This window comes from Paraburkholderia fungorum (genome assembly GCF_003610895.1).
Lineage (GTDB): Bacteria > Pseudomonadota > Gammaproteobacteria > Burkholderiales > Burkholderiaceae > Paraburkholderia > Paraburkholderia fungorum_B.
The window spans coordinates 33,544-55,946 of record NZ_MCAS01000014.1; the positions used below are offsets into that span (position 1 = coordinate 33,544).

Consider the following 22,403-nt stretch of genomic DNA (forward strand, 5'->3'; position numbering starts at 1 on the left):
GTCAGCGTCGCCGCCAATTACCGGCGGTTGTAAAAGCGCGGCAGGGGTATGCCGCGCTTTCCACGTAGCCCGATCGGCGCCGCGGCCAGCAGCAGGCGCGCGGATGCCGTGGACCGGGCCCGGCATGATCGTTGCAACGGTTCTGAGGGGACCGACGCGCTGTTGCGCCGTCTGCTCCTGCAAAACCGTCGGGAGGCAACCATGCGACACACTGTGATTGGTTTATTCGAGACCTATTCTCAAGCCGAAACCGCGCGCGACACGCTTGTGCAAACCGGTTTTGCACGCGAGACGATAGAGTTGCAGGCAAATCCAGAACCCTCCGTCGGCTCCGCAACCGACGAGGTCGCCAATTCCGGCGTGCTCGCCAATATCGAACGTTTTCTCTCGAGTCTGTTTGCAACCGGCACGCGCGCGCCGGAGACAGCCCGTTACGCCGAGGCTGTGCGTCGCGGCGCCGTGCTGGTCTGCGTGAACGCCGCAAGCGAATCGCACGCGGAACTCGCTCGCAATACCCTGAAGAGGCTGGGCGCGACCGACATCGGCGAGCGCTCGCCCGATTGGGACACGCCGTCGGAATCAAGCCGCGATCATTCGATACTCGACGAGCTCGGTATCGGCGCGGTAACGCCCGGCACGCCTCATACATCGAGCGTGACGACATCCGGCGTGGCGCCGCGCGACGCGGCGATGCCCGACGCCGGGACGCCCCGTTCAACCACGCCGCCTGCCACGCCGTCCGATCCGCTCTATCCGCCGCCGCTCATGGGCACCGATGCCGAGCCGTTCATCCCGCCGCCGCTGACGGAGCGGCCGCTGTACGAGCCCGTTAGCCCGTCCGTCGCACCGCTGGCCGACGATGCGGGACGTACCGCGATCGCCGCCGGTTCGATGCCGGGTTCGGGCGCGATCTTGCAGCCCTCGGAGGTGCTTCCCGAAACGGGGCAGGCCGCCGCGGGTTTGGGCGGCCAGGTTCCTAACGAGTATCTGGAATACGAAGAGGATTTTCGCGCGCACTACGACGAGCAATACGCCGCCGAGAACTCACGCTATGAGGATTACGCGCCGGCCTACCGCTACGGCGCGGAGATCGGCCGGGACGTGGACTATCACGACCGGCAGTGGGACAACATCGAACCGGAGGCTCGCCGTCATTGGGAAACCACCTCGCCAGACAGCACGTGGGAGCGCTTCAAGCTCGCCGTGCATCACGGCTGGGAAAGGGTCACAGGACATCGCCGCATGTAGGCCGGCCCGGTGGCCGCGCTGCCGGGCCGTGAGGTCACGGCAGCGCCTTCTCATCTGGACGCGTACGCGAATGGAGCGTCAGGCAGCGGTCTGACGGCTAACCCACTCGACGTAGCGGTCGACGAAGGTCTGCAGGAACTGGCGGGTGCCGTCGTTCAATATCTCGCCTTTCTCGTTGATAACCGCCGGGTCGTGCTTGATAAACACTTCCGGCTGGGCGAGCGTGGCGACGTCGAGATAAGCCAGCACATTGCGCAGATGCTGTTGTGCCAGCGCCGTACCGGTCGCCCCGAGCGAGGTGCCGAGCACCGCGCCGGGCTTGTTGCCCCACGAATTGGTGCCCCACGGCCGCGAACCCCAGTCGAGCGCGTTCTTCAGGACGCCTGGCATGGAGCGGTTGTACTCGGGCGTGACGAACAGCAGGCCGTCGGCAGCTTCGACGCGCTGTTTCAGCTGTTTGGCGACTTCGGGATAGTCGGCGTCGTAATCCTGGCTGTAAAGCGGCAAGGAGCCGATATCGATGAATTCGAACGTGAAGTCTGCGGGCGCCAGTGAAATCACGGCTTGCGCCAACCGGCGGTTGAACGACTCGCGGCGCAGGCTGCCGACAACGACTGCGATGTGATAGGCCATGTTCGCTTCCTTGAGGTAAGGCGCTTGACGCGCTAAAGGGTACGAACTGTCCATCATAGGCAAAAGCCGCGTCGCGATGACGACAGCCGGTAAAAAAACCGCAGCATCCGGCTGCCCGGACTTCCGTACCGAAAGTTGCGGCCAGTGGATAACCCGGTAGCACCCAAAGTTATCCACAGATTCACTGAATAACCTTGTGGATAACTGGTACTTTTGCCTTGTCAATCAAGCGTGCCTTCGGCCTAGGACGATTTGAGGCAAACGCGCGTTTGCGCCGTCATTCCGGCACGGCGATGTCGCCATCCACAAGCTGCCAGCCATACGTCTCGGCAAACAGATGAGCGGCATCGGCATTTTCAAAGAAGGGCATATCCGCGTGGCCCCGAAACGGGTAGATCACGCGCTCGTCGCTCAAGCGGGTCACTTTCAGCGTCGGCACGGTCCCGCTGGAGGTTCGACGCGACGACACCGCGACCAGATAGTTCGCGCGGCCAGTGAGTGGCGGGGAACTCGCGCTCTGCGAGCGCCTGGAAACATGACTTGCCATCGGCGCGCGCATCAAAGGCCGGCGATCGACTGGCCGGCAACCATGCCGTCGATCACCCGTTCCGCGTAACTCGTCGATGCGATGCGCGCATCGCCGGCCGCGCCAAACGGAGAACGGCTCGGCACGTGAAAGACACGGCTGCTGGTCAACGTGTCGTCGGTACCGCGCCGGCAAATTCGCACGGAAGCGTCGAAGCCTGCATCGTAGTGGCGGGCGCCATCGGGAGAGCGCGGCTGGTGTGGATAAACCAGCGGATAAATCTCAAGGCCCCGGTAGCTTCTGATCGTATTGTTCATAGTGGTCGTCTCCTGTGAAGGATCTCGCCTGGAACGTATCGTTGATATGTGCGGCGTGACGCCGGGCGAGTCGCGGCGTTGCAGCGAAAACATCGTGTTGATCGGTGATGCGCGTGACGAGCGGCCGCTTTTGTCAGGCCATGCCGACGACATCGCAAAACACGGTAGAAGGAAAGGACCCCGTTCGATTCAGGGCGCGGTGGTAAGAGGCCGATGCAGAGGCAGATGCCTGAGGGACTGCGCAAGGCGCGCAGGAGAACTGCAAGCTGATGAACCACTGTAACACGTTAGAAGCCCAGGCATTCGACGCATTTGCGCACCAGGCCCGGGTGTTGCTTCGGAGTGCCGCGTATTGTGTACCGCTTACCGTTTGGCGACGCTCAGCACGCTCAAGCCCTGCGCTCAGGCGTCGAACGTATCGGAGTGAAATGCAAAAAAGGGCGCCTTCATTGGCGCCCTTTTTGACTTCGAAAACCTGCCTCTTCAGCGGATTCGCGCGGGACATCGCGGAACATGCGTCCGGCTGCGTTCCCCAGACGATTAGTTGCCGAAGAACACGTTGCAGTACGATGCCGGGCCGCTGCATTGAGCCGGTGCGGCCGCCTGGGCGGCGCCCGAAGCAGCGGCAAACAGGGCGACGGAAGCGATCAGGGCGGAAAGAATGCGTTTCATGGTGCAGCTCCTCTTCAGTGCGTTGGTTTGCGATCGGATGCGATCGATGGACTGAAGAATAGCGATTCAGTGTCCGCATAAAAACACCGAAGAGAAGAAGACATTTTTTCAAATAGTGAAATAATTCAGGCGTACATTGGCGCGGATTTGAGGCCTGCCTTGCGACGTGCATGAGCGTACGTGTCGTCTACGTTGCAATTTGTTCTTGCAGCGTAGATTTCATTTTGCGCAATAATGTTTTTTGCTTTCATCAGTTCCGTCATAAGCCCCGTCGCGGCACGACTAAGGTCATCAGGTCATCGCTTGCTGGCGGGCACATGTTCAATACCAATTCGCTTGTGCAGGAACGTGCGGGAGAATGGCGCACACGTCCGGGAACTGCGCAAGGAAACTCACCCGCCTATGAACCACAACGATTCAGAAGAAAACATGCGGCAACCGCAAGCGCGGCGACGGAGCCTGCCATGGCGCAAGTAAGCGGGCCGGCGCTCGACGATCCCGTCTACCTGACGCAGCTGCGGCGCGACCTGGTGCGCTTCGCCCGTTTGCAACTACGCGATGCCGCTGCCGCCGAAGACGCCGTCCAGGAGGCCCTCGCCGCAGCCTGGACGCAAGCCGACCGGTTTGCCGCGCAATCGGAACACAAGACGTGGGTATTCGGCATCCTGCGGCATAAGCTGGTCGACACCTTGCGCGCCCGGCAGCGCACGGTGAACCTGTCGGCGCTGGAATCCGAAATCGACGGCGAAGCGCTGCTCGATCGCGAGCTCTTCAAGGACAACGGCCACTGGTCGCGCGAAGCCAAGCCGCAACCCTGGCCGACGCCGGAGACCGCGCTGCGTCAACAGCAATTCTGGACCTTGTTCGAGATGTGTCTGGAACACCTGCCCGAGCACATCGGTCGCGTATTCATGATGCGCGAATTTCTCGATCTCGATACCGACGCAATCTGCACCGAATTGCAGATGACCGCGAACCACTGCAGCGTGCTGATCTACCGTGCGCGGCTGCGCCTACGCACTTGCCTGAGCGAAAAAGGCCTATCCAGAGAGGATGCGAATGGGGAAGTGTAAGAACATCACGCGCCTACTGTCGGACGCGCTCGACCGTCCTTTGACGACCGGCGAATGGGTCGCGATCCGCTTGCATCTGCCGACCTGCAGCGGCTGCCGCAATTACCGCAAACAGATCCGCCTGTTGCGCGTGGCTGCGCATACGGTGAGCGGGATTGCGACACCGGGGGCGAACGGCGGCGACGACTGAAACGGCGTCGGCGTTTGAGCGGCACTTTGAACCGCGCGGCAGGCGACGGTGGGGTGGCGGGGGAAGGCTGCGCATTGGACCGTTGCCCTTGCCCATCGACCCTCGGCTTCTTTAGCGCTCGCCCGGCGGCGTGTTCCGGTAGCGTTCGAAGAAGCCGGCGTGCGACGCTTCGTCGATGGAAATGGGATGCGCTTTGGCGCCAGCCGGGTGTTTGACCAACTGCGCACGCGTACGGATCGGCCGATGCTGGAAATTACCGCCGCAGTTCGGACACACGTTGCGCAACACGCTGAGCGCACACGCTTCACAGAAGGTGCACTCGTATGTGCAGATCATCGCGTCGAGTGCGTTTGGCGGCAGTGATTTGCCGCACCCTTCGCAGGATGGTCTCAGTTCAAGCATGGTGGCTCCACGTTGGCAGGGGAGCGAGGTGCGGTTCTGCACCTCGCCTATACCGAAGCAGTGTAAGCGGACGGGGCCGCGTGGAATTGACAGCAGAGCGTCAATTCCTGCCAGGTTTAATTCCTGCCACGTTGGTTTGCCATTCCTGCAGCCAGGCTCAGGTTGGCGAACTCAGGTCAACACGGTCCACAACGCGAACGTCAAGACGAGGCCGACGACGGATACGATCGTCTGCAGCACCGACCAGACCATTACCGTGTGCTTCAACTGCAAGCCGAAATACTCGCGCACCATCCAGAAGCCTGCATCGTTCACGTGGCAGAAGAACACGGAGCCGGCGCCGATCGCAAGCGCCATCAGCGAATTGTGCGTCGCGCTGAGACCCGCGACGACCGGAGCGACGATACCGGCGGTGGTAGTGGTCGCCACCGTCGCGGAACCGGTGGCCTGCCGCAGCGCGACGGCGATCAGCCATGCCAGCAGAATCAGCGGCACGTGCGCGCCGACCGCGATCTTGCCGATCGTCGTGCTGATGCCCGCCACCACGAGCGCCTGCTTGAGGCCGCCGCCCGCGCCGATGGTCAGCAATAGCGCGGCGATCGGCGGCAGGCTCTTGCGCAGAATTCCGCCGACCCGGTCGCGCGGCATGCCACGCGACCAGCCGAGCGCCACCACCGCGAATAGCACGGTGAGGCCGAGCGCGACCAGAGGCTCACCGAGAAAATTGAGCGCGTTGAACAGGAAGGTCTCAGGTTGAAGCAGCAGTTTGGCGACCGTGCGGCCCAGCATCATCACGACCGGCAGCAGGATGGTGATGAGCGAGATCGCGAAACTCGGCGGCTCACCGGTGTTTTGCGACGCGCTGAAAAGCTTGCCCATTTCTTCCGGCTCGACCACGTGCATCCGTTTCGACAACCAGATGCCGTAGACCGGACCCGCGAGAATGACCGCCGGGATCGCGACGATCAGGCCGAAACCGAGCGTCAGGCCGAGGTCGGCATGCAGCGCGCTCACCGCAATCAGCGGACCCGGATGCGGCGGCAGCAGCGCGTGCAGCGTGGTCATGCCGGCCAGCGCGGGAATCGCGATACGCAGGATCGGCTGCTGCGAGCGGCGCGCCATAACGAAGATGATCGGCACCATCATCACCAGACCGACTTCAAAGAAGAGCGGCAAGCCGACGATGATCGCCACGAGCGCCATCAACCACGGCAGCGTGCGTGGCGTGGAGTGCTTCAGGATGGTCGAGACGAGCCGGTCGGCGGCGCCTGAGTCCGCCATCAGCGCACCGAGCATCGCCCCAAGCGCGATGATGATGCCGACGTCCCCGAGCAATGCGCCGGCACCTTTGCTGAATGCGCTGGCCACCGCTTCCAGCGGCAGACCGGCCGAAAAGCCGGCCGCGAACGTGCCGACCAGAATCGAGAGAAACGGCGCGAGCTTCAGCACGCTAATGAAGACGATGATCAGTGCGAGCCCAAGCAAGCACGACAAGATCAGTTGAGTGTCGTGGGATGACCACGGCGCGAGTGTTGTCGTCAGATGCACGATGTCCCTTTTTTCAATAGACGCAGCCGCTACTGCGCGCGGATGACGGATTGTAGCGGGGCACGATGATTTGACGCTGCGAGGCGCGCAGCCAGGAACCGCGGATGTGCCTGTGCCCTTGCGAGTGATTTGCTTATGCGAATTTATCGGTTCATCCAGGCTTGCAGACGAATTATCGTCGGAGCCAATCGGTCCGTTTTGCGTCCGTTTTTTAACGAGCACTTTTATGTCCCGTCATCCGCAGCTCAATCGCCGCGCGTTCATCGCCGGCGTGGGCGCCTCGCTGGCCGCCGCGGCCTTGCCCATTGTCTCCACGTCGGTCTTCGCGGCGGATGCGCATGCGAAGGAATTTCGCATCGGCTATCAGAAGGCGGCCAACACGCTTGTGCTGCTAAAAGCGCATGGCACGCTCGAAAAGCGGCTCGCGCCGCTTGGCATCACGGTCAAGTGGACGGAGTTTCCCGCCGGGCCGCAATTGCTCGAAGGATTGAATGTCGGCGCGATCGACTTCGGTTATGTCGGCGAGGCGCCGCCGGTATTCGCGCAGGCAGCCGGCGCGAATTTCGTCTACACCGCTTATGAGATCCCGACGCCGCACGCCGAAGGCATCCTCGTGCATCAGGACGCGCCGATCAAAACACTCGCGGATCTGAAGGGCAAAAAAATCGCCTTCAACAAGGGCTCGGACGTTCACTGGTTTCTGGTTGCCGCATTACAGAAGAACGGCGTGAAATACAGCGAAATTCAACCCGTCTTTCTCGCACCCGCCGATGCGCGCGCGGCCTTCGAACGCGGGTCGATCGACGCATGGGCGATCTGGGATCCTTTCCTCGAGGCGGCAAAACGTCAGTCGAACGCCCGCCTGCTTGCGGACGCCGAAGGTATCGTGAGCCACCACCAGTTCTTCCTGAGCGCGCGGCCGTTTGCAGAACAAAACGGTGACGTGCTCGCGATCGTGATGGATGAGGTGGGCAAGGAGGGGGTGTGGGTGCGCGGTCACTACAGCGAAGCGGCCGCACAGCTCGCGCCGATTCAAGGGCTCGACGCCAGCGTGATCGAAGCGGGTTTGCGGCATTACGCGCACATCTACAAACCCATCGACGCGAACGTACTCGCGGAACAACAACGTATCGCCGACACGTTCAGCGAATTACGCATCATCCCGACAAAGATCGTGACGAAAGACGCTGCCTTGCCGGCCAAGGCCTAGAGATCACCTGGGTCGTGATGTTTCGACGTTCAGGCGAATAGCGCTTCGACATTTTCCGGCGGGCGGCCAATCACGGCTCGCCCGTTTCGCACGACGATCGGTCGTTGCAGGAGGATGGGGTGCGTTGCCAATGCTTCGTATAACTGAGCGTCGCTCAACGTGGGGTTGGCGAGGTCCAGCGTCTTGTATTCGGCTTCGGTGTCGCGAATCATCTCGCGGACTGTGCAGCCTAACTGCGCGTGGAGTTGTTCAAGCTGCGCGACCGTGAGTGGCTGCTTCAGGTATTCGACAATTTCCGTTGGTTCGCTTGTGCTGTTGTAGGCGCTGGCGACCAGGTCACACGTGGCGCGAGATTTTGAACAACGAGGGTTGTGGTAGATGGTGATCATGGTTGGCTGGGCTGTGTTGGTTCTGGGTTGCGTGGCGATTCTTGCGGAGATTTTAGCGGGAGCGACGGATCGAGTGGGGCACTAGCCGAGGCGGTGTGTTGGGGCGATTGAGTTTGGTTTGGCCCTGGTCTGTTGGCGAGTGAAGCCGTCCGGTTTATGCGCATAAAGTACCGGCTGGCGTTTTTGCCGCCACGTGATTGGGCACGGCGTAGGTTGCTCCGCGCGATGCTTCGGTTCGTATCGTGTGGAATCGCATCTGTTTGCGTTGAGGAGGGAGCACTATCGCCGGCCTTGGTCCCAGGTGGCCGTGCCGTGCCGTGCCGTGCCGTGCCGTGCCGTGCCGTGCCGTGCCGTGCCGTGCCGTGCCGTGCCGTGCCGTGCCGTGCCGTGCCGTGCCAAGCCAAGCCAAGCCAAGCCAAGCCAAGCCAACGAGATCATGCGCCGCCCCCCCCGCGCGCGGGCAAGCTCTGCGCCGAATCGGCCCATGAGCCATGTCCGAAAGGTTTATGCGCATAAAGGTGTCTACGCGAAGCGGCAGGCGGGCGATAGCGATGCGCACCTACCCATTAGGGTCGTCAGCCTGACCTGGTCATGCAAAACCCGGGGTAACAAGACCAGACCTGGCTCAGTGTATGGACCGGAGACATAACAGACAGGTGTGCGGGGACATGGTTGACACTTCCCGGTCCATCTCCGAGCGCACGTCAATCGGCTGGATCGCGGCCTCTTCATTCTCTTCGCCCTCACACCTTCTGACATCTCCCGGACTTCACCGCGGTGTTAGAACTGCTCGCGTCACCATTGCTGTGGCGCCATCGCCAGCCATGCCCACATCCTTTATGCGCATAAACCTATCCTGAACGGCTAGTTCTTCTCGTGTTTACACAAAAACGATTGAAATGAAAATTCAACCAGGTAAAATCCATTTGCGTCTAAAAAGAGGAGGTTAAGATTGTGGCAGCAGAAATCATCGCGGTAACTCAGCAGAAGGGCGGGGTCGGGAAGAGCACAATCGCGATGCATCTCGGGGCTGCGTTCCATGAGAAAGGCAAGCGTGTCCTTGTCGTAGACGCAGATGGTCAAAACACGCTGATCCATTGGGCCAGCGCATCATCCGACGGCGAAACCGGCATCCCTTTTCCGGTCGTCAATCTCTCCGAAGCCGGCAGCCAGATCCATCGCGAGATCAAGAAATTCGTGGCGGACTACGACATCATCGTTGTCGACTGCCCGCCCTCGATCACCGAGAAAGTGTCCGGCGTCGTGTTGCTCGCAGCGAGCGTAGCGATTATGCCGACGTCGTCGTCGCCAGCGGACTATTGGTCCAGCGTCGGATTGGTGAAGCTCGTACAACAGGCCCAGGTGATGAACGAAGACCTGCGCGCAGTCTTTCTGCTGAATAAGACCGAAGAGAAACGGATGCTGACGCGCGAACTGAAGCGCGCGTTGGAAGAACTCGGTTTCCCACTACTCAAGACCCAGATCCCAACGCGCGAAGCCTACAAGCAGGCGATGGCGTTAGGACAAACAGTGCTTCAGATGAACGATCGCGGTGCCAAGCTCGCCGCCATCGAAGTACGGGCGTGCGCCAATGAGATCGCAGCCCTGCTCCCCTGAATTTATGCGCATAAAGGACCCTGAATGAAACCCTCCCAATTCGCCAAAGGCTTTCAAGCACGTCCTGATACGACCAGCAGTGAAAAGCGAACCGCCCTCGATCGCCTGAATGCGATCGACAGCATGGTCAAGACCGGCGAGGTACCGAGCCGTACCACTCAACCCCTGGTAGCGCAGGACGCCGCGGAAGCCGACAACATCGATACCGCCAATGAGTCAGCGGCCTATCGCGCGTGGCGGATCGAACACGCTTACCGTCCGGGCCAGGTCATCGACCTTGCGCTCAAAACGATCAAGCCGAGTCCATTCAATCCGCGCCATTTCTATCTGAAATCGTCGATTGCCGAACTCGCCGTCAATCTGGCGAAGCAGGGGCAGCAGCAGGCGATTCACGTCATCCCCGATTACGACAATCCCGGCAGCTACTTTGTCAGCGATGGCGGCCGACGCGTACGCGCACTTAAAGAAGCGAACAAGGAAGCCGTGAAGGCGATCGTTATCGATCTGCCGATCGGCCTCGAAAGCTACAAGCTCGGCTACGACCTCAACGTCCAGCGCGATTCGCAGACGGTGTTCGATAACGCCGTCGTCTGGAAACGCTTTCTCGACGATCGGCATTTCCAGAGCCAGAAGGAGCTCGCCGAACATCTTGGCCTGGACGAGTCGACCGTCGCGGTCGCCCTGTCGATCGCAAAGCTGCCCGAGGCGGTAATGCATGAGATGGTCGCGCGGCCTGACCGCTTTGGTTCAAACATGGCGTATCAGGTGGGCCGATATCACACTGCCCGCGGCGCCGACGCTACGCTGCGCCTGATCAACAAGATCCTCTCGGACGACCTGAGCACGCGGCAAGTCGCGGACATCGTGAAGGGCAGGGCGAGCGCCCAGGAAAGTACCAAGCCAGCAGGCCGGCAGCGCTATGCGCAGCGTCTGGAAATCAAGCTTGGCGGTGTCGCCGTCGGCGATCTGAAATCGTATGGGGACGATCGGATCGAACTTCGTCTGAAGGGCCTTACGCGTGAGAAGCGGGACGACATTCTTCGCCAGATCGAAAAGATGTTGAAGTAACGGAAGGGAAAGCCTTAGCGGGAAAAAAAACGGCGGCACACGAAAGTGGCCGCCGTTTTTTGATGCGATCTGACGATTACGCCGCGCGCGATTGGCTCAGCGTGAAGGCGAGCAGGTCGCCGTCGGTGGGTTCGCCCCAGGTTTTGCGAGCCAGCCAATCGAAGAACGCCGTTTCGACAATCTTCGAGTCCAGCCCGCGCCGGCGCCAGTCGTCCCGCATATGGGTGCCGAGATCCGGCAACTCGTCCTCTTCGAACGACTTGCGTGCGAGCTCCCGCTCGGACTCACCTTGCTCTTCGTAAAGCCCCCGCGCTTCCTTGCGGCGAACCGCCGAGTACTCGCCAAGCAGACGCGCCTTCAGATCGTCTGCCGGCGCGGCCACCGCGGCTTTGCCACCGCTTCCGGACGGCAGCGCCTCAACCGGCGGCGCATAGCCCTTCTTCAACGCATCCTTGAACAGAGCCGGTGCACTGCGCACCGCAGGTAAGGACGTGCTGCGCATGCGTTGCTCGGTCATCTGAAGAGCCGCGCGAATGCGGTTTTCTTCGCTATCGGCATACAGCGTTTGTGCTTCCTTCAGCGGAATGCCGATCTTCACCATCCGGTCGACCAGGGTGCTGTCGAACACATTCGGGTGTTCGTCGAGTGCAAGCATGGGCTGCTTGCGCTCGGTCACGCGGAACTGGATCTCGGCGACCCGCCGCCCTTCCCGATGCTCGATCAACTCGACAAAGATATTGGTGACTGCATTCACTTCGGCAATGGCCGGGCGCAGGTAATCGCGCTTGAAGTATTTGTACTCGCGCTTCGCCTCGTCGCCCGCTTCGGTGTCGGGGGTGCCGGAGAGGATAGGGCGCCACCATTCCCATGACTCGCGCATCGTGAGATGGCTCGGGTTAGTCAGGTAGCGAACGCAAATCTCGTAAAGTGCGAGACCCGCGCTGCTGCGCAACTGGCTCTGGAACTGCAGACTCAGCCGCGCATACTGAACCGGATCGAGCAGCTTCTTCTTGATCTTTGGCGCGAACGAGAACTCTACCCAGACGCGGCGAGTGGTGGGATCTTCGAGAATTTCCGCGTCGGCAATCAGCGTGGAGATACCCCATTTCCGGCCCGGCTTCTGGCTGGATGTACCGGTACTCCATTCGACCTGCACCGACACCATACGCCGCAGGTGCTCTTTCACGAGCGCCGTGTCATTCGAATCGAACGCGGAATTGGCAACGATGTCGGAGAGCAAGGCCCGATAAGTGTCGCCGGACTCGTCAGCTTGCTGAGCGACGGCAAGGAGAACGTTGAACAGCTTGCGGGTGAGGAGCGTGATCTTGCCGCTCTTGGGCTGGATAGCGATCGCCTCGACGGCCTTGCGCAATTCGGCCGAGCTCGGGCTGACTACATCTGTCTTCTTCGCGCGCTTCGTGGCCATGCGTCTGGTCGGGGAGGGATTTGGCGAGAGCATACCGGCTGTGGTGATAGGCGTCTATAGCATGGGTCTCACCGTTCCCGGTGAAGTGAGCTTACGAGGCGTGACTCACCTCGAGCAACTCCCGAAAACCCTCACCTCACGCGTTTCACACCAGGTTCAGGGCATCCTTACAGGCCGCGGCCTCCCGAAATGTCGACCGATTTCGGCCTCCGGCGAATGGCAGCTATCCGATCCCGAATCTTCTCACCTCAAAAAAATTCTCTTGAATTTTGGCGAGGCGCACGTAACGAATAGCGCGCACTTGCACCGAGCTGATGGCGCGAAAGCGCTTCGGCCTATTTCAGCGGAGAGGGAAGGGGTAGGCGCCCGGCAAGGCCATCGGGCCTCCTATCCACGTGTGCACCGCAGCGAAGCTCGTCGGCCCCGGCATCCCTCGCTTGTGATCCTGTGGCCTTCGTCGTGCGGAGAGACATACCGCAACCACTACACGTCCGTTTGGGTAAACGGATGCCGTGCTCGCAAGCAGATAAACAGACAAACAGCGCGCGGCAACGCAGGCGATATATCCAACGCGGGACAAATGCCCCCGAAAAAGCTCACCTTAGCCCAAGCTGAGCGCTTGGAATGACGAGGCCTTCAGACCTGGAGGTCCTAAAAAGCACCGATAAATACTCCCGAAAAGTCTCACCAATGAGCTGGAAAGAGGTTTTCCGAGTCCTGAAAACGGCCCCCCGAAAAACCTCACCTTTGCGCAGCGCACAAAAAATAACCAATGATTTCATTGGGTTAGCCAATCACTTCTAGCCAGCTCCCGCACACATGCTCCCGTATTTCCTCACCTTTAGCAGCTTTTCATCGAAATCCGGCGTTTCCGATTGCAGCCAAAGGAGCCCCGAAAAGCCTCACCTTAAGAATTGAGCAGCCTCAAAATCCAAACGACTCCAACAGCGTCTGTAGGGCTTTTCCGACCCATTACGACGATTTCGATCCTGTATTTCCTCACCTTAGCGATCGCGAGCGCCCCAAAAGGCTCCTGAAAAACCTCACCTTTAGCCAAAAACAGGCTATCCGATGACCCAGCATTCGTACTGATCCTCATCTCCCGAATTCGCTCACCTTTCCTGAAGCGTGGTTGAGAACCCGTCGACGCAGATGCGTTGGATTTCGGCCCAAATCCGATCCGGCTCCCGAAAACGCTCACCTTAAGCTTCGAAATGCACAAAATTGAGGCAAAAATGACACCCCAACCCCGGAAAGCCTCACCTTCAGTTCGCGTTTTCTCCCGTCTCGACTCACCAATGGGGTTTACGAGGCCCAAATAAGGTCAAAAAACGGGATCCAAGGTGGTCCCGAAAGTGCTCACCTTTACGATTGCCGCCCTCAGCATCAACTTTTGAGCGCTGCCGGGCGATCCCGGACGACCAGGTCCCGCAAAATCTCACCTTTAGCCAAACTGCACTTTGGGGCAGGCTCCTGAACCCGCTCACGTTCTGTCCCGGACCCACTCACCGAGGTCCCCGAACCTCATCACTCAATGCTCCCGCAAGACCTCACCACCTCTCCCGCAAAGCTTCACCTTACCGGGCTGAAACTCCCGCCAGGTAAGGGTTTGCCATGGCGTTAACGTTTTTAACATGGGTTCAAAGGTGTTTACTTTTATTACTCTCTAGAATTCCCCCCGCGTGTCCTTCGGACAAAACCTCTCCACCACCCCGCTCTCATCATTCGCCCGTGAAACAGTGCGCGATCAGAAAGAAACTACTGAAAGCGCTTTATTTACAAAGGCTTATTGGCTAGTCTTCGTTTTGTTTCACGGAAAAACCAGGCTTGCCCCGATCTAGCCACCTTCCAGCGGCTCAGAAACACGCTAATTGCCCGACTAACACCCTCCATCAATAAATACGTAGCAAACGATACGTAAATTGTTATGATTCATCCAATTCGTGCGATATCGAGGTGTACATGAATCTGGACCAGGAGCGGCAAGCGATCCGCCACGAGCTTGAGTCGTTGAGAGCAAGTGGGGCGCGACGTCAAGAACTGTCGCTGCATGCTTGCAAGCGACTCTTTTTCGATTTGGGCATTCGCCCGTCTATGGCTGCCGTTCGTGACCTGACCCAAACAGGCAGTGCAAGCGACATTCCGAAGGACATCGATCACTTTTGGGAACGCATCAGAACGGTGTCGCGCGTGAAAGTCGGTGCCGGCGCCATTCCGAAAGCATTGGAAGAGCGTGCCGGAGAATTGTTGGGGGCGCTCTTTGAAGAAGCCGTCGTCCAGGCGCGTGCGACCATGGAGAGCGAACGCGAAGAAATTCGGGCCCAACTCACCGCCGCGGACCAACTTGCGCGAGAAGCCGAAATTCGCCGCGACGTGTCGGAAGAGGCCATCAAACGCAGCGAGTTGAGAGCGGAAGTCGCGTGGGAACGGGTTCGCGCGCTGGAGACTGAGCTATCCAGCAGCGCAACACACGGGGCCGCTCACCAGGAAGGCTTGCTGGCAACAGTGCGCCGGCTCGACAGCGAGAACGAAACGCTGCGTCAACGCCTCGAAACCGAACAGGCGACCAACGCGACGCTTCGCGACCGAATTGATGCACTGCATGTCGAATTGCGCCAAAGCACCGAACACTATGCGCAGCAGATCAAAGACGCAGTCGCGGAAGCCGAACGGCGTGTGAAGCCAATGCTCGTCGAACTGGATTCGTTGCGCAGCATGGCGGCCACCTATCAATCGGGGGTACGTGACGCGAGCCGCAAGGAGTTCGAGTTTATCCAGCAGATCGCCGCAGCCAAGGCACGCAGCGACCGGCTCGACGCGCAACTGCGCGAGCAATCGGACGAAGTGGACGCGTTGACAAAGGAAATCGCCGTGTTGCGCGGCCAGCAAGGTATCGACCCGGCGATCGCGGGCCTGCTGTGTTCGTTGGTCGAAGCGGGCCGCCTCACGAGCACCGAGTTGTCCGTGATCGGCACCGCAGCAGACGGTCATGTCACTCTGCCGCTGCGCTGCCCGAAATGTGACGAAGGTGAGCCTGAGCTATCCCAAGTGGATCACCGCTTCGAACTACAGTGCCCCGAGTGCGATCACTCGTCAGGACTCGGCGAATCAAGGCTGGAGGCGGTTAGCCGGTTTCTGTCGAATGGCTCGATTGCGGCGTCGGCATGACGGCCCGGCGTGGCCGTCATAGCGGCTAAATCGTCAAAGGTGAGGAAATTCGGGACCCCAAGGGTGAGTATTTTCAGGGCTCGCCCGATCACCCTTTTCTCGTCAAACGCCCGTCGTGCCTAGGCGTCGGCAATGGTGGAGCGGCTGGATCCGGTGCATCGGCGATCGGCGAATCCTGCTGATCCATCCACTTTTGCCACGCTCGATACAAACGGTTGGAAGACACCGCCTGCACAAATCCCAACCATTGCCCAACCAGTTCCGCCTCAACCCCGCTCTCGAACAGGTCTGCAGCAAAGGTGTTGCGCAAGGTTTGCGGACTCGCGCGTGAAACTCGCGACGCCGCAACGCCCGCCGCGTCGATCAATGCGTCGACTGCGCGGAGCATGGTTGCCTTGTGCATTGGCCGCCCGGAAGGTGAAGCGGGAAAAACGAGATTGCCGGCCAGTTCGGACAGGCGCCGTTCGGCGAGCCATGCATCGAGAATCGCGGCCGCAAAAGGCGCGAGTCGCGTACGCCGCGTTAGCATCGGATTCGCGGATTCGATCGTGACCCAGGGGGATCCCACATTCACGCAACTAACCGTAAGAACGGCGGCCTCCCCTGTCTTTAGCCCACCACCAAGAAACACTGCAATCAACGCACGATCGCGTCGCTCTCTCCAGCGTTGCGCTGCGGACAAGGCTGGCAAAGGCGAAAACAGTTGTGCAATGAGCGCGGCCCGTTCGGCATGGTTGAGAAAACCGGTTGGCTCGTTATCGCGTGCATTTCGCCATGCCGCGTCCCCATCCTGAGCAATGAAACGTGCCGGATTGGTGGACGCGGATTCAATCTCGCGCACGTGGTCCAACACCCTTTCAATGAGCCGCAAATACCTGACGCGTTGCGGTTTTCTGATCGCAAGGCCGCCCACGAACTCAGCGATGGTTTGGGTATCGACCGTGACCAGACTCTTTCGGCGAACGGCAAGCCAGTCGAGGAAAAGCCCCCACTGCGCTTGATAGACTTCCGCGGAGGAACGTCGGAAATGCTGCTTGGCAAGCCATGCGTCGAAAGCAATTTGAGGATCGCGGCGCCAGTCTTCGCGTTCCCGATCGAAAAGATCGGTTGACGGCGCAGGGCGAGGGACCGGGTCGGACAGATTGGGAGGTGACATGCGCTAGCTTTCCGTTAGTTGCGCATATTGTAGGTGGCAACCGGTGAAAGTACAGCGCCTGAGATCAGTCGCCCCAGGCCCGCGCGTGTTTTAGCGGCGCGTCTTTGGAGGCGGGTTGCGCGGCGCGGCGTGCCGCCTCTTCATAGGCCGAGACGGCAAATGCAAACACCGCAGGCAACGCGGTGGACGTGCCGAAGTCCACGGCTTCGTCCGTTTCCGGATACGGCAGCTCCGACGGCCGCTGGAACAGGCCGAGCATGATGGCGTCGTGACGGCTGGCAAACCCGAGATCCGCCAGCGCTTCGGCTTCGATTGCATGGAGCAGGCGCCACGAGAGCGGCACCTGCTGAACGATGTAGCGTGCAGCGATGTTGCGTACGATGTGTTCAAGATCGCGCGCCGCGGTTTGATAGCGCAGCGCGGCCAGAGCATGCTCGGTTTGGTCGGTCGTCAGGTCGTTCATTATCGGCTCCAGTCGATACCCTGTACTGTACAAATATACAGTGTCTCGTGCAACCTTGGCCGAACGGACAATTCCGCCAAAAGCCCGCAACGGTGCGCCTGCCTGTCAGCCGTGAATCACCACTAGCAGGGCTTTCGCCTCGCCCTTGCCGGCGTTGCGGATCGCGTGCGGCTCGTCGGCGACGTAACGCGCGGTGTCCGCAGCCTTGAGCCGTTTCGTCGTGCTCGCCGCCTCGATCTCGATCGATCCCTGCAGCACCGTCAGATGCTCACGCGTGCCGGGCTCGTGCGCGTTCGACACCAGCGCCCCGCCCGCTTGCAGCGTCAGTTCATACCACTCGAACTTGCCGGCCAACTCGATCGGCCCCCAAACACGTAACTGATACTTGGCCTCGTGCCCGCTCAACGTCGGGATGTCGTGCGGACCGGAGACGGCGATCGCCTCCGGCGGTTTTTGCGGCGCGAACAGTGAATCGAGGCTGACGCCGAGCGCGTTGGTCAGGCGCCACGCGACCGCGATCGTCGGATTGGCCTTGTCGCGCTCGATCTCCGAGAGCATCGATTTCGATACGCCGGCCGCGCGCGACAGGTCGTCGAGCGTCATGCGCCGTTCGGCGCGCAGACGCTGAATCTGCTCGCCCACACGAGGCGGCGCCGCGATCGCCGCTACCGTGCCCGCGCCGGAAGAAGGTGCCGTGTTGGCTGCTGCACGGCGGTTTCCCGAACTTGCCATTTACTGACCTATCGTTTAGAGTTGTTCGACATACCGGATTTTAGTTCGGAAAAACGAAAATATCCGATAAAACTGACGACCGACTATAACAGCCCGCCTCGACGTCGAATATGCCGCAGATGCCAGCAGACGTCAGCAGATGCCGGACGTGTCGGAGCGCACCACCCTTTCAGGAGTCTGGTTCATGCGTGACCTTTACCTCGCTCATCTGCGCGGCACTCTCGAGCAGATCCGCGCTGACGGTTTTTACAAGAACGAGCGCGTGATCGCCAGCCCGCAGTCGGCTGACGTGCGTCTCGCCAACGGCACGGAAGTGCTGAATTTCTGCGCGAACAACTATCTCGGCCTCGCCAACGACGCGCGGCTGATCGAGGCCGCCAAGCTCGGTCTGGATAACGACGGCTTTGGCATGGCGTCGGTGCGTTTCATTTGCGGCACGCAAACCGTGCACAAAGACCTCGAAAAAGCGCTGGCCGCATTCCTGCAAACCGACGACTGCATTCTTTACTCCAGTTGTTTCGATGCGAACGGCGGTCTGTTCGAAACCTTGCTCGACGAAAACGACGCGATCATCAGCGACGAGCTGAACCACGCGAGCATCATCGACGGGGTGCGGCTTTCAAAGGCGAAGCGCTTTCGCTACAAGAACAACGACCTCACCGATCTCGAAGCCAGGCTGAAAGAAGCCGATGCCGCGGGCGCGCGCTTCAAGCTGATCGCTACCGACGGCGTGTTTTCGATGGACGGCATCATCGCCGACCTCGCCGGCATCTGCGATCTGGCTGACCGCTACGGCGCGCTGGTCATGGTCGACGATTCGCACGCGGTCGGTTTCGTCGGCGAACATGGGCGCGGCACGCCGGAGCATTGCGGTGTGCTCTCGCGCGTCGACATCATCACCGGCACGCTGGGCAAAGCGCTGGGCGGCGCATCAGGCGGCTATGTCGCCGCGCGCCAGGAAGTTGTCGATCTGCTTCGCCAACGTTCGCGCCCCTATCTGTTTTCGAACACGCTGACGCCGAGCATTGCGGCCGCTTCGCTGAAAGTACTCGAATTGCTCGCTAGCGACGAAGGCGCGCAACTGCGCGCGCGCGTGCGCGAAAACGGTGCACATTTCCGCCGCGCAATGAGCGCACTCGGCTTCACGCTCGTGCCTGGCGAGCATCCGATCATTCCGGTCATGCTGGGCGACGCGCAACTCGCGTCGAATATGGCCGACGCGTTGCTGAAGGAAGGCGTGTACGTGATCGGCTTCTCGTTCCCCGTGGTGCCCAAGGGCCGTGCGCGAATCCGCACGCAAATGAGCGCCGCGCATACGCCGCAACAAATCGATCGGGCTGTCGAAGCGTTCGCACGCGTCGGCCGTCAACTCGGCGTCATCTGAAGCGGAGGCGCACATGAAAGCATTGGCAAAACTCGAGCGCGCACCGGGCCTCACGCTGACGGATGTGAAGAAGCCCGAAGTCGGTCACAACGACGTGATGATCCGTATCACGCGCACTGCGATCTGCGGCACGGATATTCATATCTGGAAATGGGACGACTGGGCACAAAAGACGATTCCGGTGCCGATGCATGTCGGCCACGAATACGTCGGTGAAATCGTCGAAATGGGTCAGGAAGTGCGCGGCTTTGCGATCGGCGATCGCGTGTCGGGCGAAGGGCATATTACCTGCGGCTTCTGTCGCAACTGCCGGGCAGGACGCCGCCATCTGTGCCGCAATACAGTAGGCGTCGGTGTGAATCGTGAAGGCGCATTCGCAGAATACCTCGTGATTCCGGCGTTCAACGCATTCAAGATTCCGCCCGAGATATCCGACGATCTCGCCGCGATCTTCGACCCGTTCGGCAATGCCACGCATACGGCGCTGTCGTTCAACCTGGTGGGCGAAGACGTGCTGATCACGGGCGCGGGGCCGATCGGCATCATGGCGGTGGCGATTGCGAAACACGTCGGCGCGCGCAATGTGGTGATCACCGACGTCAACGACTATCGCCTCGAGCTCGCGCGCAAGATGGGCGCGACGCGCGCGGTGAACGTCTCGCGTGAATCGCTGCGCGACGTGATGGCGGATTTACACATGACCGAAGGATTCGACGTCGGACTGGAAATGTCAGGTGTACCGAGCGCTTTCACCAGCATGCTCGAAGCAATGAACCACGGTGGCAAGATCGCACTGCTCGGCATTCCACCGGCGCAAACCGCGATCGACTGGACCCAGGTTATTTTCAAGGGCCTCGAAATCAAGGGCATTTACGGCCGCGAGATGTTCGAGACCTGGTACAAGATGGTCGCGATGCTGCAAAGCGGTTTGGATCTGTCGCCGATCCTCACGCATCATTTCAAGGTCGACGACTATCAGGAAGCGTTCGCCACGATGCTTTCAGGTGAGAGCGGCAAGGTGATTCTCGACTGGACTGCTGCGTAAGCTAAAAACGGCGCGCTCAAGCAGCCGCAGACAAAGAAACGCCCGCACCGCGCTTACGCGCCTGCGGGCGTTTTAACGAACTCGGCCTGAATGCGCACATGAATATCGTCGCCGACAGCCGGGTACCAGGTTGCCAAACCGAATTTCGCACGGCTGAAATGACCGTCCGCGGAAAAACCGAGCGTGTCTTTCTTCGTGAGCGGATCAGGCGCGAAACCATTGAAGCTCACGTCTAGCGTCACGGGTTGCGTGACGCCGTGAATCGTCAGATCGCCGCTCAACATGCCGCGCGATTCGCCCGTGCGCTCAAAGTGCGTGGTGACGAACCGCAGGTCTGGATAGCGTGACACGTCGAGCATGCTTTCGCTTTTCACCATCTTGTCGAGGAGCGGCACATTCGTGTCGATGCTCGCGGCGTCGATCGTGATTGTCGCGCTACTCCGGTCCAGCCCCCCTTCATTCCAGTCGAGCTGCCCCTGCTTACGGTCGAAGCGCATGGTGAAGCGCGAATACTTGAAGTGATCGATGTCGAACGTAATGCTGGTGTGGTCCGGGTCGATGTCGTAGCGTCCGGGCGGCACGCGCGTTTCATTCTGGCTGACCGTGTGAGTCAGCACGCGCACAGGCGTACAGGCCGCCACGGTCAGCAGCGTTGCACTGAACAGCACGGGTAAAAACATCGCGCGCAGGGTAGAGCGACTCATGAGATTCGTTCCAGTTGATCGATCGTCAACACGATAACAGCAAGCGTACTCATCCGCCGAAGTGCACAAAAACTTGACGAAGGAGAATGATCGTTCTACCCTTCGCACATGGCTACTCAGAACCCAATCGAATCTGCCGCACCGGGCAGCGCGCGTGAAAGGCTGCTCGACACCGCGGAGGCGTTGATCTACGCCGGCGGCATCCACGCCACCGGCGTAGATGCGATCGTCAAGCAGTCCGGCACGGCCCGTAAAAGCTTCTACACGCATTTCGAATCGAAAGATGCGCTTGTCGTCGCCGCACTGGAGCGGCGCGACGAACGCTGGATGAACTGGTTTATCGCGGGCACGCTGAAGCATGGCAAGACGGCTCGCAAACACCTGCTCGGCATGTTCGACGTGCTGCGCGAATGGTTTGCATCGGACGATTTCCATGGTTGCGCGTTCCTGAACGCCGCCGGCGAAATCGCCGCCGCGGATGACCCGATCCGGATCGTCGCGCGCAAACACAAGGAACGCCTGCTCGCCTTCGTGCGAAGCCAGTGCGACGAATACGCAAGCGAATCGGGCATGGACGTGCGCCGCGCCGCGCGCTTGTCGCGCCAATGGCTGATCCTGCTCGACGGCGCCATCGCCGTGGCGCTGGTGAGCGGCGAAGCTGACGCCGCGCTCGACGCGCGAGCCGCCGCGCAAGCGCTGCTCGATACCGGGTTCGCAAGCGAATCCGACCCGCCCGCAGGTCGATCAGCGAGCGGGTCTCCCGGCAAAGCGCCAGGCAAACGACCGCCCTCCCGGCGCACCACAACCTGACTGAGGAACCACTATGGCCGAACCGATCGAAACCCGCCCGCCACTCCCGCCCTTCACACGGGAAACCGCGATCCAGAAGGTGCGCGCCGCGGAAGACGGCTGGAATACCCGTGACCCCGAGCGCGTGTCGCTCGCCTATACGCCCGACAGCGTCTGGCGCAACCGTGCCGAGTTCACGCGTGGGCGCGCGGAGATCGTCGGACTATTGCGCCGCAAATGGGCGAAGGAACTCGACTACCGCCTGATAAAGGAACTCTGGGCGTTCACGGACAACCGCATCGCCGTGCGCTTCGCCTACGAATGGCACGACGATTCGAACAACTGGTTCCGTTCCTATGGCAACGAGAATTGGGAGTTCGATGAACACGGACTAATGGCGCGCCGTCATGCCAGCATCAACGATCTGCCGATTCGCGAAGCCGACCGTCTTTATCATTGGCCGCTCGGCCGCCGTCCCGACGACCATCCGGGTTTGTCCGACCTCGGCCTCTAGCCCCCTTTTCCTCCATCGAAGGTGAACATCTGCCGGATGTTCACCGCTCTGCCATCGGTTGTCCGTTATGGTTGCGTCTGCGCCGCGCGGCACATGCTATGCCCGTGTGTCCGAGCGTGTCCTCCACAT

At 60.5% G+C, this 22,403-nt stretch carries 23 protein-coding genes; 11 read left to right on the top strand and 12 right to left on the bottom strand.

All coding sequences use genetic code 11. The features are described from left to right. The first annotated feature begins 201 nt into the window (after positions 1 to 201). Entirely contained in the window at positions 202 to 1,248 is a 1,047-nt protein-coding gene (locus BCY88_RS15785) for a hypothetical protein (protein WP_120345279.1), read from the top strand. Between the two features lie 78 nt (positions 1,249 to 1,326). Here the strand turns inward: BCY88_RS15785 and BCY88_RS15790 are convergent, their stop codons facing one another. From BCY88_RS15790 to BCY88_RS40365, 4 genes are all read right to left on the bottom strand, one after another. Continuing rightward, complete coding sequence (locus BCY88_RS15790; RefSeq protein WP_120345192.1) at positions 1,327 to 1,881, bottom strand: NADPH-dependent FMN reductase; 555 nt, start codon at positions 1,879 to 1,881, stop codon at positions 1,327 to 1,329. Positions 1,882 to 2,158: 277 nt separating this feature from the next. Beyond that, a complete protein-coding gene (locus tag BCY88_RS40710) occupies positions 2,159 to 2,440 on the bottom strand; it encodes a DUF6723 family protein (RefSeq protein WP_120345193.1) in 282 nt (93 codons plus the stop codon). Further along, positions 2,440 to 2,724, bottom strand: coding sequence for a hypothetical protein (locus BCY88_RS15800; RefSeq protein WP_120345194.1), 285 nt, complete (start codon positions 2,722 to 2,724; stop codon positions 2,440 to 2,442). Before BCY88_RS15800 ends, BCY88_RS40710 begins: the two co-directional genes overlap by 1 nt. A gap of 540 nt (positions 2,725 to 3,264) precedes the next feature. Then, positions 3,265 to 3,396 carry a hypothetical protein gene (locus BCY88_RS40365; protein WP_259461420.1) on the bottom strand — a complete coding sequence of 44 codons (132 nt, stop codon included), beginning with the start codon at positions 3,394 to 3,396 and terminating at the stop codon, positions 3,265 to 3,267. Between the two features lie 464 nt (positions 3,397 to 3,860). Between BCY88_RS40365 and BCY88_RS15805 the strand changes: the two genes are divergently transcribed. After that, complete coding sequence (locus tag BCY88_RS15805) at positions 3,861 to 4,469, top strand: RNA polymerase factor sigma-70 (RefSeq protein WP_120345195.1); 609 nt, start codon at positions 3,861 to 3,863, stop codon at positions 4,467 to 4,469. Further along, the gene (locus BCY88_RS15810; RefSeq protein WP_120345196.1) at positions 4,456 to 4,659 is read left to right on the top strand and encodes a zf-HC2 domain-containing protein; all 204 of its coding nucleotides are present in this window, start codon (positions 4,456 to 4,458) and stop codon (positions 4,657 to 4,659) included. Before BCY88_RS15805 ends, BCY88_RS15810 begins: the two co-directional genes overlap by 14 nt. 111 nt (positions 4,660 to 4,770) lie before the next feature. On the opposite strand, the gene BCY88_RS15815 is transcribed toward BCY88_RS15810, so the two are convergent. Further along, positions 4,771 to 5,061 carry a DUF1272 domain-containing protein gene (locus BCY88_RS15815; RefSeq protein ID WP_120345197.1) on the bottom strand — a complete coding sequence of 97 codons (291 nt, stop codon included), beginning with the start codon at positions 5,059 to 5,061 and terminating at the stop codon, positions 4,771 to 4,773. 171 nt (positions 5,062 to 5,232) lie between these two features. After that, entirely contained in the window at positions 5,233 to 6,609 is a 1,377-nt protein-coding gene (locus BCY88_RS15820) for a GntT/GntP/DsdX family permease (protein WP_120345198.1), read from the bottom strand. Between the two features lie 226 nt (positions 6,610 to 6,835). Between BCY88_RS15820 and BCY88_RS15825 the strand changes: the two genes are divergently transcribed. Next, positions 6,836 to 7,819, top strand: coding sequence for a sulfonate ABC transporter substrate-binding protein (locus tag BCY88_RS15825; RefSeq protein WP_120345199.1), 984 nt, complete (start codon positions 6,836 to 6,838; stop codon positions 7,817 to 7,819). Between the two features lie 29 nt (positions 7,820 to 7,848). Here the strand turns inward: BCY88_RS15825 and arsC are convergent, their stop codons facing one another. Then, positions 7,849 to 8,208 (bottom strand): arsenate reductase (glutaredoxin), encoded by a 360-nt coding sequence (arsC, locus tag BCY88_RS15830; protein WP_120345200.1) that lies wholly within the window; start codon positions 8,206 to 8,208, stop codon positions 7,849 to 7,851. Positions 8,209 to 9,162: 954 nt separating this feature from the next. On the opposite strand from arsC, the gene parA reads away from it, so the two are divergent. Both parA and BCY88_RS15840 read left to right on the top strand, forming a co-directional pair. After that, complete coding sequence (gene parA / locus BCY88_RS15835) at positions 9,163 to 9,825, top strand: ParA family partition ATPase (RefSeq protein WP_028195981.1); 663 nt, start codon at positions 9,163 to 9,165, stop codon at positions 9,823 to 9,825. A gap of 24 nt (positions 9,826 to 9,849) precedes the next feature. Next, positions 9,850 to 10,893 (top strand): ParB/RepB/Spo0J family partition protein, encoded by a 1,044-nt coding sequence (locus tag BCY88_RS15840; protein WP_120345201.1) that lies wholly within the window; start codon positions 9,850 to 9,852, stop codon positions 10,891 to 10,893. Between the two features lie 76 nt (positions 10,894 to 10,969). Here BCY88_RS15840 and BCY88_RS15845 read toward each other — a convergent pair whose 3' ends face one another. Beyond that, positions 10,970 to 12,319, bottom strand: a complete 1,350-nt coding sequence (locus BCY88_RS15845) for a replication initiation protein (RefSeq protein ID WP_120345202.1) — start codon at positions 12,317 to 12,319, stop codon at positions 10,970 to 10,972. Between the two features lie 1,962 nt (positions 12,320 to 14,281). Between BCY88_RS15845 and BCY88_RS15855 the strand changes: the two genes are divergently transcribed. Next, on the top strand, positions 14,282 to 15,487 hold the full coding sequence (locus BCY88_RS15855; RefSeq protein ID WP_120345204.1) for a DNA-binding protein: 1,206 nt from the start codon (positions 14,282 to 14,284) through the stop codon (positions 15,485 to 15,487). Between the two features lie 88 nt (positions 15,488 to 15,575). Here the strand turns inward: BCY88_RS15855 and BCY88_RS15860 are convergent, their stop codons facing one another. The 3 genes from BCY88_RS15860 to BCY88_RS15875 all read right to left on the bottom strand — a co-directional run bounded on the left by BCY88_RS15860 (position 15,576) and on the right by BCY88_RS15875 (position 17,838). Continuing rightward, positions 15,576 to 16,643, bottom strand: a complete 1,068-nt coding sequence (locus BCY88_RS15860; protein WP_120345205.1) for a tyrosine-type recombinase/integrase — start codon at positions 16,641 to 16,643, stop codon at positions 15,576 to 15,578. A gap of 64 nt (positions 16,644 to 16,707) precedes the next feature. After that, on the bottom strand, positions 16,708 to 17,106 hold the full coding sequence (locus BCY88_RS15870; RefSeq protein ID WP_120345206.1) for a DUF2471 family protein: 399 nt from the start codon (positions 17,104 to 17,106) through the stop codon (positions 16,708 to 16,710). Positions 17,107 to 17,211: 105 nt separating this feature from the next. Beyond that, on the bottom strand, positions 17,212 to 17,838 hold the full coding sequence (locus BCY88_RS15875) for a helix-turn-helix domain-containing protein (RefSeq protein WP_120345207.1): 627 nt from the start codon (positions 17,836 to 17,838) through the stop codon (positions 17,212 to 17,214). A gap of 184 nt (positions 17,839 to 18,022) precedes the next feature. On the opposite strand from BCY88_RS15875, the gene BCY88_RS15880 reads away from it, so the two are divergent. Then, positions 18,023 to 19,222, top strand: a complete 1,200-nt coding sequence (locus tag BCY88_RS15880) for a glycine C-acetyltransferase (RefSeq protein WP_120345208.1) — start codon at positions 18,023 to 18,025, stop codon at positions 19,220 to 19,222. A 13-nt stretch (positions 19,223 to 19,235) separates the two neighbouring features. Continuing rightward, positions 19,236 to 20,267: an L-threonine 3-dehydrogenase gene (gene tdh / locus BCY88_RS15885; protein ID WP_012428787.1), complete on the top strand. Its 1,032-nt coding sequence runs from the start codon at positions 19,236 to 19,238 to the stop codon at positions 20,265 to 20,267. Between the two features lie 53 nt (positions 20,268 to 20,320). Here the strand turns inward: tdh and BCY88_RS15890 are convergent, their stop codons facing one another. Further along, entirely contained in the window at positions 20,321 to 20,971 is a 651-nt protein-coding gene (locus BCY88_RS15890) for a YceI family protein (RefSeq protein ID WP_120345209.1), read from the bottom strand. A 108-nt stretch (positions 20,972 to 21,079) separates the two neighbouring features. On the opposite strand from BCY88_RS15890, the gene BCY88_RS15895 reads away from it, so the two are divergent. Together BCY88_RS15895 and BCY88_RS15900 are read left to right on the top strand one after the other, a co-directional pair. Continuing rightward, complete coding sequence (locus BCY88_RS15895) at positions 21,080 to 21,781, top strand: TetR/AcrR family transcriptional regulator (protein WP_120345210.1); 702 nt, start codon at positions 21,080 to 21,082, stop codon at positions 21,779 to 21,781. A 13-nt stretch (positions 21,782 to 21,794) separates the two neighbouring features. Beyond that, entirely contained in the window at positions 21,795 to 22,274 is a 480-nt protein-coding gene (locus tag BCY88_RS15900; RefSeq protein WP_120345211.1) for a nuclear transport factor 2 family protein, read from the top strand. Positions 22,275 to 22,403: the final 129 nt, after the last annotated feature.